Raw genomic sequence first — 13,582 nt, forward strand, 5'->3', positions numbered from 1 at the left:
AAGCGCCCGGTCTGGCAAGACCTGGGAAGCGTTTGATCCGCTTGGGAATGTAAGGCCGGGACCGTACAGGGATAAGGGAAGGAAGGATGGGTTGGGAATAGGGGGGCGGGGCTGAGGGGCCGATAGTCGGTGCTGCCGGGCGGGCGGCTGCCTGCCGGCTGATTGGTTCCTAGGGCGACCCTTGGGCGGGCCTGCCTTACGCCCGCAAGGAGGGCGCTACGGCAGGTGGAAGCGAGGGGAGGGGCAAACTGTGGTCGCCCCTTCTTGCCTTCCCAACCTCTTCCCGCTTCTCTTTCTCTTACAGCTGGCTCTTGATGTAGTTGAGCCGACCGCCCAGGGCCAGAATCTCGCGCTCGCGGGGGCTGGCCGAGATGATCAGGCTCAGTGGGGCGCCGTCCACCAGGGCCTCGTAGTTCTCCACGCCATCAAGCAGGGCCTTTTTCAGGCCGGGCAGCTCAATGCGCTGGCCCAGGCTGAGGCGGTCGTAGTCGCCTGGATCGGCCAGCACCAGGGGCACCACCCCGAAGTTGATCAGGTTGGCCCGGTGGATGCGCGCGAAGCTCTTGACGATCTTGGCCCGCACCCCCAGATAGCGCGGCCCCAGGGCGGCGTGCTCCCGCGAGGAGCCCTGGCCGTAGTTCTCGCCGCCCACCACCACTGCCGCTCCGGCGGCCTGGGTGCGCTGGGCAAAGCTCTCGTCCAGGGCCGCGAACACGAACTCGCTGATGGCCGGCACGTTGGACCTGAGCGGCAGGATCTTGGCCCCGGCGGGCATGATGTGGTCGGTGGTGATGTTGTCGCCCACCTTGAGGGTCACGATGCAGCTCAGGTCCTCGGGCAGGGCGTCCAGCTCGGGGAAGGGCGCGATGTTGGGCCCGCGCAGGATCTGCACGGCGCTGCCGTCCGCCGGGGGAGCCACCAAGGCGCTGGGGTGCAGCTGAGGCTCGGGAGGCACCACCGGAGCGGGGCCCAGCTCGCGGGGGTCGGCGATATGCCCGGCCAGGGCGGTGGCCGCGGCCACCTGGGGGCCGCTGAGGTAAACTTGATCGCCTTCGGTGCCCGAGCGGCCCGGGAAGTTGCGCGGGAAGGTGCGCAGGCTGGCCACGCCGGTGGCCGGAGCCTGGCTCATGCCGATGCAGCCCAGACAGCCGGACTGGTGCAAACGCACCCCCGCCTCCAGGAGGTCGTTCAGCGCGCCGTTGGCCGCGATCTGGGCCAGGGCCTGGCGCGCCCCGGGGTTGATGCCCAGGGTGACGCCCGGGGCCAGCTTCTTGCCCTTGAGGGCGCTGGCCAGGATCATCAAATCGTGGTAGGAGCCGCCCCCGCAGGAGCCCACCAGCACCTGCTCAACAGCCACCTCGCCCAGCTCACCCGCCGGGCGCACCGCGTCCGGGCTGGAGGGGCAGGCGGCCAAGGGCTCCAGGGCCCCCAGGTCGATGCGCTCCACCGCGTCGTAGGCGCAGCCCTCGTCGGCGGCCAGGGGCTGGTACACCTCCTCGCGGCCCTGGGCGGCCAGGAAGGCACGGGTGTTCTCGTCGCTGGGGAAGATGCTGGCGGTGGCCCCCAGCTCGGCCCCCATATTGGTTATGGCCGCGCGCTCGTATACGCCGAGGCTGGCCACGCCCGGGCCATGGTACTCCAGCACCCGGCCCACCCCGCCCTTTACGCTCAGGCGCCTGAGAAGCTCCAGGATCACGTCCTTGGCCCCCACCCAGGGGATCAGCTCGCCGCGCAGCTCCACGCCCAGCACCTGGGGGCAGGGCAGGGAGAAGGGCACCCCGGCCATGGCCGCGGCCACGTCCAGGCCGCCGGCGCCCATGGCCAACATGCCCAGGCCGCCGCCATGCGGGGTGTGGGAGTCCGAGCCCAACAGGGTGGCTCCGGGCCGGCCGAAGTGGAGCAGATGCAGCTGGTGGCAGATGCCGTTGCCCGGCGGGGAGAACCACAGGCCGTAGCGCGCCGCGATGGAGCGCAAGAAGCGGTGGTCGTCCGCGTTCTTGAAATCGCTCTGCATGATGTTGTGGTCCACGTAGGAAACGCTGAGCTCGGTGCGCACCCGCTCCAGGCCCAGGGCCTCGAACTCCAGGGCCGCCAGGGTGCCGGTGGCGTCCTGGGTCAGGGTCTGGTCGATGGTAAGGGCGATCTCCTGGCCCGGGGCGAAATCGCCCGATACCAGATGCGCTTCGATGATTTTTTGGGTCAGGGTGCGGGGCATCCGACTACTCCAGGTGGGGAAAATGGCCCCGCAATTCTAATGGCTGGGCAACCCTATGGCAACCCCGGGCCTTGCCATAAAAAAGCCCGCGCCTTGCGGCGCGGGCTCCGGGTGGGCGCGGGGGTGACACGCCCGCCCAACTGCAGGAGGAAGAGCTAGGCTGCCTCGGCGGCAACCTCGAGATTGAGCTGCTTGGCGTTCTGGGCTCCCACCTCGCACTCGCGGCAGGGCACCAGGTTCATCTTGAATACGAAAATATGGAAAGGCTCCGCACCGATCTTGGCCCAGCGGGGCTCGTTGGCCGCCAAGTGGCGGCGGGCGCAGGCTTCCTTGGTCAGGCGGAGTTTGCCCGGTTGACCAGGGCACTCGATCATCACGCCGGGGTTCTCGGCCAGCCAAGCTTCGGTGTCGATGTTGGGAACGAACTGCTTTCGGGATCGTCTCGTGCGCCTCATTGTATAACCCCCTTTGGCTTGGTGTCCTTCTTAGGAATTGGTAATCAACTAAGCAAATCGGGTGCCAAAAAGTTGTCTCTAATGCTCACAAGGATTCAATTAAAAATAAACGCGAAATAACAGATAGTTATATCATGGTGACAATTTGGTGACGGGGAAGAGGGCGTTTTCGGGGTGCTCCGGTCGACCTTGATGCGCCCAATTTGGTATGTCTGATTCGATACATGTGGCGAAATGCGGACAGTGGTGGATTCGCCGTACTTAGGGGCCATTTTGTTCGCCTTTCCGCTTAGCGACAACGGATGTGTCGAAATCCGGTCAGTTGCTTTGTTTCTCAGGAACCTAAGTTCCTGATAAGGCTACCCCCGCTGTTTGGCGTTTTTATTGCAGATGCTTTACGTAGATGTTGCGGAAAATGCCCGCCCCTCCGCAGGTATCGAAGTGGGGAAAAACCATGATGAGAGTAGTCATAGTCGAGCGTGACGCCATCCTGGCGCGGTTGTACCGCGAGGAGTTGGAGGAGGCCGGGTTCGGGGTGCGGGTAAGCCCGGATCTGCGCAGCGCGGTCCGGATCATGGAAGGCGACCCCGCCCACGTGCTGGTGACCGACCTCGACACCATGGGCGGCCGCCTGGACCACTGGATGGACCATCTGCGGCAGGTGCACAGCGGGGGCGTGTTGCTCCTGGCCTCCCGGGCCCGTCGCCTGCCCGCCATCAAGGGCCTTTCGGTGATTCCCAAGTCCTCCGACGTTAGCGGCCTGGTGAGCCGCCTGCGCTCCCTATGCGGCGAGGCCCTGTGGGCCGGCACCTCCGGCGTCTGCTGAGCTTTCCTTCTCCCCCCATACATGACCTCCTTCCGCCGGAAGCCTCCGGCTGTGCTATCCTATTGGCCAAATCAGCCGCCCCGGCCAAGCTCATGCGCAGCAGGAGACCATCATGCCTTCATCTTCCTTCTCTCCCCTGAGCCCCGCTGAGTTGCGGCGGGTCTTCGATCCCGCCCAGGTTCCCTTTGAGACCAGCGACAACGCGCCCAATTGTCTGGAGTCGGTGCTGGGCCAGACCCGGGCCAAGGAAGCCCTGGGCTTCGGCCTGACCATGCCGGACATGGATTTCCACGTGTACGTGGCCGGGCCCCAGCGCACCGGCAAGACCCACCTGGTGACCACCTTCCTGAACAAGCTGGCCGTGGACCAGACCCCGCCGCCGGATTGGGTGTACGTGCACAACTTCGCCGAGCCCGACGAGCCCAAGGCGCTGCGCCTGGCTCCGGGCGGAGGCAAGCGCCTGGCCGCCCAGATGAAAGAGCTGGTGGCCAGCCTCAAGATCAGCATCCCCGAGCTGTTCGAGGGGGAGGACTACTCCCGGCGCAAGGAGGCCATGGCCGGACAGTTCAAGCGCAAGCGCAGCGACATCTTCTCCCAGCTGGACAGCGAGGCCCGGGAGCAGGGCTACGTGCTCAAGTTCGAGCCCGGAGGCATCATGGCTGCGCCCATGGGCGAGGACGGCGAGCCCCTGCCCGAGAGCGCCCTGAGGGACATGAGCGACGAGGAGCGCGAAAAGCTACGGGCCAAAAGCGACGTGATCCAGTCCAAGGTGACCGAGGCCCTGCGCGTGGTGACCGGCCTGGAAAAGGAGCTGCAAGACGCGCTGAGCAAGATGGACCAGGAGATGGTCCTGGGCGCGGTGGGCGGCATGCTCAAAGAGCTCCGGGACGACTACCAGGACAACAAGGCGGTGCAGGAATACCTGGACGCGGTGCAGCACGACCTGGTGACCAACTACGAGCGCTTCAAGAAAAAAGACCAGCCCGCCATGCCTTTCCCGGTGCCCAGCGAGGAGCCCAACTTCCGCGAGTACGAGGTCAACGTCTTCGTGGACAACTCCGAGACCAAGGGCGCGCCGGTGGTGGTGGAGCACAACCCCACCTATCCCAACCTCTTCGGGCGCATCGAGCGCCAGGCCTCCTTCGGGGCCCTCTTGACCGACTTCACCCTGCTCAAGCCGGGCGCTTTGCACCGGGCCAACGGCGGCTATCTGGTGCTGCCCGCCCTGGACCTCTTGCGCTACTGGCTGCCCTGGGAGGGGCTCAAAAGGGCTCTCCGGGACCGGCAGGTAAAGATGGAAGACGTGATGGAGCAGCTGGGCTACATGATCACCCGGACGCTCCGGCCCCAGCCCATACCCCTGGATCTCAAGGTGGTGCTGGTGGGCGACAGCCAGCTCTACCACCTGCTCTACGTGCACGACCAGGTGTTCCCCAAGCTGTTCAAGGTGCGGGCCCAGATGTCGGAGCACATGGAGTGGGACGACAAGGAAGTCTCGGACTTCATTAGCCATCTCTGCCAGATAGGCCGTAAGCACGAACTGTTGCCCCTGCACCGCACCGCCGTGGCCCGGCTCATCGAGCGGGCGGCGGAGATGGCCGGGGACCGCGAACGCCTTACCCTCAGGCTGGCCGACCTGGAGGACCTGCTCAAGGAGAGCAACTACCACGCCAAAAAGGCGGAGCGGGACCAGGTGAGCGGCGAGGACGTGGCCACGGCCATCGCGGCGCGCCGCCGCCGGGGCTCCATGATGCAGGAGCGCCTGCAAGAGGCGGTGACCCGGGGCTTCATCAAGGTGGAGACCGACGGTCAGGACGTGGGCCAGGTCAACGGCCTGGCGGTTTACGACCTGGGCGACTACGCCTTTGGCAAGCCCAGCCGCATCTCGGCCAGCGTGGGCCTGGGCAAGGAGGGGGTGACCAACATCGACCGCGAGGCCGACCTCTCGGGGCCGTTCCACAACAAGGGCGTCTTGATCATCGGCGGCTTCCTGCGCGAGCGCTTCGCCCGCTTCGGGCCCCTGGCCCTCACCGCCAGCCTGGTGTTCGAGCAGAGCTACGGCATGATCGACGGCGATTCGGCCTCCCTGGCCGAGGTGCTGGCCCTGATGAGCCAGCTCGCGAAGGTGCCCCTGCGCCAGGATCTGGCCATCACCGGGTCCATGGACCAGCACGGCGCGGCCCAGGCCATCGGTGGGGTCAACCTCAAGGTGGAGGGCTTCTTCCGCCTCTGCGAGGAGAGGGGCCTCACCGGCAAGCAGGGGGTGGTGATCCCGGCCTCCAATGCCAAGAACCTGATGCTGCACCCGGATGTGGTGGCCGCGGCCCAGGAGGGCAAGTTCGCGGTGTACACCGTGGAGACGGTGGATGAGGCCCTGGAGCTGTTCACCGGTCTGCCCGCCGGGCAGCGCGGCGAAGACGGCAAGTTCCCCGAGGGCACCCTGAACCACCTGGCCGAGGCCGAACTGGAGCGTATGCGCCAGGTGGTAAAGGATCTAGCCGGCAACAACAAGTAGCCAAATAAAAGCGTTTTGATACGCTGCGATAGGATATTTATTTAATGCATCGCTTTAAAGAAAATAAGCCCGGGGAAATGACCCCGGAGCAGGCCGAGGTGTGGTCCGAGATCTGCGCCGCGCGGCCCAGCCCGGCCGGGCCCTTCAACGCCTGGCTGGCCTCGCCGGGCCTGGCCCAGAAGGCCGCCGACCTGGGGGCCTACGTGCGCCTGCACACCAGCCTGGAGCCCCGCCTCAGCGAGCTGGCCATCCTGATCACCGCCCGGCATTGGGACTGCTCGGCCGAGTGGGCCATTCACGAGCCCTTTGCCAAAAAGGCCGGGGTGCCGGACGAGGTGATCAAGGCCCTGAACCACAAGCAGGAGCCAGTGTTCGCCCACGACGGCGAGGCGGCGGTGTACGCCTTCTGCCGCCAGTCCCTGGAAAAGGGCCAGGTGGCCGACAGCACTTACGAGTTGTGCGAGGAACTCCTGGGGCACAAGAGCGTGGTGGAGCTGGTGGGCCTGATCGGCTACTACTGCCTGGTGGCGCTCAGCCTGAACATCATGCAGGTGCCCCTGCCCGAAGGCTGCGAGGCCACCCTGGAGGGCGCGGAGGTCTTCTAGGCGATCCCCAAAAGCCGGGAAAGTACCGGTTTGGGGGGAAAAGAGGCGGGTAAAAAAGGAAGCCGGGGGGAAGCCGGTCTCCGGCGGGCGGCTAGGGGCCGGGAGGCGGGTTCCAGACCTATGAGGCCGTGCTTGTCTGACCCAATGTCAGGGGCAGGGCGCACAACAAGCGCGCCTTGCCCTTTTCTTTTTATTCCAAACCATAATTCGGGCGATTGGTCTCAACCACCCCGGTCAGACGCTACCCGCCTCACGCCTCGGAGGCCCCAGCCTCTCCCTCGCCGCTCGCGGGCGGCTCCACCAGGCCGTATCTCTTGATCTTGCCGTAGAGGGTGCTGCGCGCGATGCCCAAGACCTGGGCGGCGCGGTATTTGTTCCAGCCCACCCGCTCCAGGGTGGATGCGATCATCTCCTTTTCCTGGTCCCACAGCCGCCCCACCTGCCGGGACGCGGCCTGGCCGGCGGGCGCGTCTCCCTCGGCCAGGCGAGGGGGCAGGTTGGCCAGGGACACCACGTCATCGCGGCACATCAGGGCGGCGTGCTCCACCACATTGCGCAGCTCGCGCACGTTGCCCGGCCAGGAGTAGCCCATGAGCCGGGCCAGGGCCTCGCGCTCGAAGCCGAAGATGTTCTTGCCCAGACGCTCGGCCTGAGACGAAAGAAAGGCGTGGGCCAAAAAGGGGATGTCCTCGGGCCGCTGGCGCAGGGAAGGCACCTCCAGGCGCACCACGTTGAGGCGGTAGAACAGGTCCTCGCGAAAATGCCCCTTGGCCACCATTTCGGCCAGGGGCTTGTTGGTGGCCGCCACCACCCGCACGTCAACGGTCAGGGTCTTTTCGCCGCCCACCCGCTCGAACTGGCGGTCCTGGATCACCCGGAGCAGCGCCAGCTGGGTCAACGGGCTTATCTCCGCGATCTCGTCGAGGAATATGGTGCCGCCTTCAGACAGCTCGAAGCGCCCGGCCTTGCGCCGGATGGCCCCGGTAAAGGCGCCCTTCTCGTGGCCGAAGAGCTCGGAGGAGAGCAGGGTCTCGGGATAGGCCGAGCAGTTTACCACCACCAGGGGGCCGTCGTGACGCCGGGAAAAGCGGTGCACCGTCTCGGCCAACAGCCCCTTGCCCGTGCCCGATTCGCCCTCCAGGAGCACCGTGGTGTCGGTGTCCACCACGTTTTCCAACACGTCGGCCAGGGACTGCACCTGGGACGAGCCGCCCATGACCTGGCTGAGGTAGCGGCGCATCTCCAGGGATCGCTGGGCCTGCTGCCGGCCGGAGCGTTCGTGGGCCAGGTCTTCGTATAGGCTGCGGATGCGCAGCATCACCCGCACCCGGGCCAGCATGCGCTCCACGTCCACCGGCTTGGTGAGGAAGTCCTCGGCCCCCAGCTCCAGGGCCTTGAGGGTGGTGTCCTTGTCGTTCAGGGCCGAGAGCACCACCACCGGCACATAGCGCAGCTTGCCGTCCTGCTTGATGTACTTGAGCACCTCCCAGCCGCTGAGGCCGGGCAGCACCAGGTCCAGGAGCACCAGATCGAAATCGCCGTCGTCGGACAGGTGGTCCAGGGCTGCCTCGCCGCTGGCCGCCACCACCGCGGCGTGGCCCTCTGACTCCATCAGGGCGCTGAACAGGGTGGCCGAGTCTGGCTCGTCCTCCACCACCAGCACCCGGGCGTGGGGCTTTATGCGCGGTAGGGGGACACTGCTCACCGGGGCTCCTCCGGCTCCGGGCGCAGGGCGCAGCCCGGGCATATCTCGCCCAGGCGCTCCAGGGCCAAGTCCTGGTTCATCTCGGGCCAGTTGTCAGCCTGGCCGCCCAGTTCGCGGCCCTGGCGCATCAGCTCCGGGCAGGTGCCCGCGCTCAGGTGCAGGCAGCGGGTCCACAGGGGTTCTTGCATGGCTGTGCCTCGTGTTTAGGGTCGGGCCATCATAGCACTGTCCGGTATTCGACACAAGGGCGGCGAGATGCGGACAAGGTGACGATTCGATGGCCCTTGCTTCCCGCCGCCCGCCGCGCTAGTTTGATTAGCCATGTTGGTCGCCGATCTGCACATACACTCGCGCTACTCCCGGGCCACGGCCAAGAGCCTGAACCCCGAAAACCTGTGGCTCGCCGCCCAGGTGAAGGGTATCGGCCTGCTGGGCGCGGGCGACTTCACCCATCCCGCCTGGCTGGAGGAGCTGGGCGAGAAGCTGGTGGAAACCGGCGACGGGGCCTATGCCCTGCGGCCGGAGCTGGCCCGCGAGCTGCAAGACCAGGTGCCCCCGGCCTGCGCGGGCCAGGTGCGCTTCCTGCTCTCCGGCGAGATATCCACCATCTACAAGCGTCACGGCGCCACCCGCAAGGTGCACTCGCTGATCCTCATGCCCAGCCTGGAGTCCGCCGCGCGCCTCAATGCCCGTTTGGACCGGGTGGGCAACATCACCTCCGACGGCCGCCCCATCCTGGGCTTGGACACCCGCGACCTGTTGGAGCTGTGCCTGGAGGTGGAGCCTTCGGTGATTTTCATCCCGGCCCACGTGTGGACCCCCTGGTTCAGCCTGTTCGGCTCCAAAAGCGGCTTCGACTCCATAGAGGAGTGCTTCGACGACCTGAGCGGCCACATCACCGCCGTGGAGACCGGGCTGTCTTCGGACCCGCCCATGAATTGGCGGCTCAGCGCCCTGGACCGCATGGTCCTGGTGAGCAACTCCGACGCCCACAGCCCGGCAAAGCTGGCCCGCGAGGCCAACCTGCTCACCTGCGAGCCCACCTATCCCGCCCTGGCCTCGGCCCTGAGCGGCCCGGAAGCTGAAGGCTTGGCCGGCACCCTGGAGTTTTTCCCCCACGAGGGCAAGTACCATTTGGATGGCCACCGCAAGTGCGGGGTGTGCCTGGAGCCCGGCGAGACCCGCGCCCTGGATGGCCGCTGCCCAGTGTGCGGCAAGCCGCTCACCGTGGGGGTGCTCAGCCGGGTGGAGGACCTGGCCGACCGGCCCGAGGGGCGCCGTGCGCCCAATGCGCGCGAGTTCGAATCCATCGTGCCCCTGGACGAGGTGGTGGGCGAGGTCTTGCAGCGCGGCCCGGCCACCAAGGGGGTGCGTGGGGCCGTGGAGCAGCTCCTGGCCGAGCTGGGGCCGGAGCTCAGCATCCTGCGCGCCGCGCCTCTGAGCGAGCTGGAGCGGGTGGGCGGCCCGGTGCTGGCCGAGGCGGTGCGCCGCATGCGCTCCGGCGAGGTGGTGCTGGAGGGCGGCTTTGACGGGCAGTTCGGGGTGGTCAAGCTCTTCAGCCCCCAGGAGCGGGCCCAGCTGAAGGGGCAGGGCGCCCTGTGGCGCGACGCCCCGGCCAAGCCGCGCAAGCTTAAAAAAAAAGCCCTGACTAAGCCCCAGGCCCCGGCCCCGGTCGAGCCCCCGCTTTTTGCGGAGCCCGCGGCCGTGGGCCTGAGCGACGAGCAACGCGCGGCGGTGGAGCACCGGGGCGCGCCGCTCATCGTGCGGGCCGGACCCGGCGCAGGCAAGACCCGGGTCTTGGTGCAACGCGCCGCCGCCCTGGTGGAGGAGGGCGCCGCGCCCAAGCGGGTGCTCATGATCACCTTTACCCGCAAGGCGGCCGGCGAGCTGGCCGAGCGCCTGGCCGGGGAGCATCCCCACGCGGCTGGGGTCAAGGTGAGTACCTTCCATGCCCTGGGCCGCGAGGTGCTGGCCTCGGCGAGCGGCGGGCCGCCCGCGATCATGGGGCACGAGGAGCGCTCCGCCTTGGTCAAGGAGCTGGCCAAGGCCTTGGGCTGGAAGCCCGGCCCGGCCGAGCTGGAGCTGACCCGCCTCAAGCAGGCGGTGGAGCCTGCGCCCCGGCCCGAGTTTAAGCCCCTGTTCCGGGCCTATGAAGAAGCTTTGCATCGGGCCGGGCTCATCGACCTGGACGACCTGGTGCCAGGCGCGGTGCGCGCCCTGCGGGACGATCCCGCCCTGGCCGCCGCCTGGGCCGGGCGCTTCGCTCATGTGCTGGTGGACGAGTACCAGGACTCCAACCCGGCCCAGGTGGAGCTGTTGAAGCTGTTGGCCGCGGGCAAGGCCTCCCTGGCGGTCATCGGCGACCCGGACCAGGCCATCTACGGTTTTCGCGGAGCGGAGCGAGAAAACTTTTTGCGCTTCGAGGCTGACTTCCCCGGCGCGGCGGTGCTGGGCCTCACCGCCAACTTTCGCAACGCCGGATCCATCCTGCGCGCGGCCACGGAGTTGATGGCCACTGACCCCGACCCCGGCCGCCTGGCCCTGAGCGCCCGGCGGCCCGAGGGCGAGCTTCCCGTCCTGGCCGACCTCGCCGGCCCCCGGGCCGAGGCCGCCTGGGTGGCGGGGCGCATCCTGGAGCTGACCGGCGGGCTGGACTCGCGCCAGGTGGAGGCCGGGGAGGGCGGAGGCCTGGCCCCCCGCGACATCGCGGTGCTCTACCGCATCCACGCCCAGGCCGCGCCCCTGGCCGAGGCCCTGGCCAAGGCCGGGGTGCCTTTTCAGGTGGCTGGCCAGGAGCCCCTGGGCGAGACCGACCCCCTGGATTTCAAGGCCCAGCGGGTGAGCCTGATGACCCTGCACGCGGCCAAGGGCCTGGAGTTCAAGGCGGTGTTCCTGGTGGGTCTGGAACAGGGCCTGTTGCCCTACCAACCGCCCAGCGGCGAGGCCTCGGACCCCGGCGAGGAGCGGCGCCTGCTCTATGTGGGCATGACCCGGGCGCGGGAGCGCTTGTACCTGAGCCGTTGCGCGGCGCGCTCGCTTTTCGGCGAGAGCGGCCCGCGCAACGCCTCGCCTTTTTTGGCCGATCTGCCGCCAGCGGCCTGCCAAAGGGTTAGCGTGCGCAGCCAACGCCGCGCCCGTCAGATGGATCTTTTCGGGGGGTAGGGGAGGCTCTCAGGTCTCTTTGTTGTAGCGCTCGCGGGCCCGCTTGACCGCCTGTTGCAGCTCCGCCATTTGCACCGGCTTTTCCAGGAAATCCGAGGCGCCCATGCGCATGGCCGCCACCACCGACTCCTTGTCGCCGTGCCCGGTGATCACGATCACCTCGGTGTCCGGGCTCATTCGCTTGACGTCCTGCAAGACCTCCAGCCCGCCCTTGCCCGGCATCTTCAGGTCGGTGACCAGGATGGGGGTGGGCGACTGGGCGAACTTCTCTATGGCCTCCACCGGGTCGTTGAAACTGACGATGTCGTAGGCTTCCCGCTTCAGGAAGCTGCAATACACATTCAGTACCCCGGGGTCGTCGTCCACCACCGTGACCCGGCGGTCCTCCAGGCCCAGGATGGACAGGGCCGCCTCGACCACCTCGGGATCGAAATGGGTGCCCGAGCCTTGTTCCAGCACCGCGCAGGCTTCGTGTATGCTGTGGGCCGGACGATAGGGACGGTGGCTGGTCATGGCCTCCACCACGTCGCACACCGCCAGCAGCCGGGCCCAGGGGTGGATCTCCTCGCCCTTGAGCCCCTGGGGATAGCCCGAGCCGTCGATGCGCTCGTGGTGCTCGTAGACCACGCGGGCCACCGGCCAGGGGAAGGAGATGTTCTCCAGGATGCGGAAGGCCGTGGCCGGGTGCTCGCGGATGATGCCCATCTCGTGATCGGTCAAGCGGCCGGGCCGGTTGAGGATGTCCAGGGGGATGGCTCCCTTGCCGATGTCGTGTAGCAGGCCGCAATACTTCAGGCCGGTCAGGTCGTCATCGGACAGGCCCATCTCGCCGCCCACCTGCACCGCCAGCTCGGCCACCCGCTGGCTGTGGCCGGAGGTGTAGGGGTCGCGGCTGTCCACCATGTTGGTCAGGGCCAGGGTGGTGGCCTCCAGCCCCCGGTTGAGGGCCATGGTCAGCTCGTTGCGCTCCTGCTCGCGCTTGCGGTGCTCGGTAACGTCCTTGAACAGGTGCACCGTGCCCTGGACCTCTCCCCGGTCGTCGGTGACCGGAGTCAGGGTAACGGCGAAAAGGCGGCCCGAATTGGGGTCTTGGAAATCGCCCGAGCACATTTTGCCGTCCTGGAGGACGCCATTTTGCAGGCAATCCTCCGGCGGTGCGTAGGCGCCGTGCATCAGTTGGTAGCAAGACTGGCCCACGATTTCGCTGTAGTTCAGGCCCAGGTAATCGCGCATGGCCTTGTTGCAGCGTTGGACTTTGAAGTCCTTGTCGATGACCACCAGCAGGTCTTCCAGGGAGTCGAAGCATTGGCGCCATTCGGTGGCCGCCTTGCTAACCTCGGCCTCGGCCCGGCGCAGCTCGCTCAGGTCGGTGTAGATGGCCATGGAGCCCAGGCATTCGCCGTCTTCCCGCAACAGGGGAGAGGCGGACACGAAGATGGGTATCCGGCGGCCGTCCTTGGTGGTCACCTCCAGCTCATAGGACGAGGAGCTGCCCTGGCGCCGCTTGGCCAGCTCTCCCTTGAGGAACTCGGCGCCGTCTTTTTCGACCAGGGAGAACAAGGAGCCGCCCACCAGCTCCGCCTCGCTGTAGCCCAATAGCTCGGCCAGGGCCGGGTTGGCGAAGGTGATCACCCCGTTGGTGTCCACCGACATCAGGCCGTCCTTCATGGTCTCCACCAGGGTGCGGTAGCGCCCTTCGCTGTTGGCGACCATGTGCTGGCGGGAGGCCATGCGGTTAAGGGCCTTGACCGCCACCGCCTCCAAGAGGTCGAGCTGGTTGATGCCCAGATAGTCGGCCGCGCCCAGGCGCAGCAGCTCGGTCATGACCTCCTGGCTGGGCCGGGGGTCCAGCACCACCACGGGACGGATCAGCATACGCCGCTCGAGCAGATTCAAAACCTCGCGCGCTCCGCAGGGGCCGTCGTTATAGGCGATGATCAGTTCAGGGGGGTCATCGAGGGCGCCGGCCAACTCGGCCTGGTCGTGGGCGTGGCTGAAACGGGGGGGGCTATCCTGGCCCCGCAACAAATCCGAGATTTCTTGCTGCAACTTGGGCGGCAGCCCTAGGAGCAATATGGAGCGGGCCAGGGGCATAGCTG

General features: G+C 67.2%; 9 protein-coding genes. 4 read left to right on the top strand and 5 right to left on the bottom strand.

The genetic code is table 11. From position 1 onward, the window contains the following. Positions 1–298: 298 nt before the first annotated feature. Both KQH53_06190 and KQH53_06195 read right to left on the bottom strand, forming a co-directional pair. Positions 299–2,215, bottom strand: coding sequence for an aconitate hydratase (locus KQH53_06190; protein MCB2226251.1), 1,917 nt, complete (start codon positions 2,213–2,215; stop codon positions 299–301). Positions 2,216–2,370: 155 nt separating this feature from the next. Then, complete coding sequence (locus KQH53_06195; GenBank protein ID MCB2226252.1) at positions 2,371–2,670, bottom strand: hypothetical protein; 300 nt, start codon at positions 2,668–2,670, stop codon at positions 2,371–2,373. A 454-nt stretch (positions 2,671–3,124) separates the two neighbouring features. Here KQH53_06195 and KQH53_06200 point away from each other — a divergent pair, with 454 nt between their 5' ends. The 3 genes from KQH53_06200 to KQH53_06210 all read left to right on the top strand — a co-directional run bounded on the left by KQH53_06200 (position 3,125) and on the right by KQH53_06210 (position 6,616). After that, positions 3,125–3,496, top strand: coding sequence for a hypothetical protein (locus KQH53_06200; protein MCB2226253.1), 372 nt, complete (start codon positions 3,125–3,127; stop codon positions 3,494–3,496). Between the two features lie 112 nt (positions 3,497–3,608). Then, positions 3,609–6,011, top strand: coding sequence for an AAA family ATPase (locus tag KQH53_06205; GenBank protein MCB2226254.1), 2,403 nt, complete (start codon positions 3,609–3,611; stop codon positions 6,009–6,011). A gap of 44 nt (positions 6,012–6,055) precedes the next feature. Further along, positions 6,056–6,616 carry a hypothetical protein gene (locus KQH53_06210; GenBank protein MCB2226255.1) on the top strand — a complete coding sequence of 187 codons (561 nt, stop codon included), beginning with the start codon at positions 6,056–6,058 and terminating at the stop codon, positions 6,614–6,616. A 250-nt stretch (positions 6,617–6,866) separates the two neighbouring features. On the opposite strand, the gene KQH53_06215 is transcribed toward KQH53_06210, so the two are convergent. Then, on the bottom strand, positions 6,867–8,321 hold the full coding sequence (locus KQH53_06215; GenBank protein MCB2226256.1) for a sigma-54 dependent transcriptional regulator: 1,455 nt from the start codon (positions 8,319–8,321) through the stop codon (positions 6,867–6,869). Next, complete coding sequence (locus tag KQH53_06220) at positions 8,318–8,509, bottom strand: hypothetical protein (protein ID MCB2226257.1); 192 nt, start codon at positions 8,507–8,509, stop codon at positions 8,318–8,320. Before KQH53_06220 ends, KQH53_06215 begins: the two co-directional genes overlap by 4 nt. Before the next feature lie 133 nt (positions 8,510–8,642). Between KQH53_06220 and KQH53_06225 the strand changes: the two genes are divergently transcribed. Beyond that, entirely contained in the window at positions 8,643–11,483 is a 2,841-nt protein-coding gene (locus KQH53_06225; protein MCB2226258.1) for a UvrD-helicase domain-containing protein, read from the top strand. Positions 11,484–11,492: 9 nt separating this feature from the next. Here KQH53_06225 and KQH53_06230 read toward each other — a convergent pair whose 3' ends face one another. Further along, on the bottom strand, positions 11,493–13,577 hold the full coding sequence (locus tag KQH53_06230) for a PAS domain S-box protein (GenBank protein MCB2226259.1): 2,085 nt from the start codon (positions 13,575–13,577) through the stop codon (positions 11,493–11,495). Positions 13,578–13,582 lie beyond the last annotated feature (5 nt).

Source organism: Desulfarculaceae bacterium (genome assembly GCA_020444545.1).
In the GTDB taxonomy this organism is placed as follows: Bacteria; Desulfobacterota; Desulfarculia; order Desulfarculales; family Desulfarculaceae; genus Desulfoferula.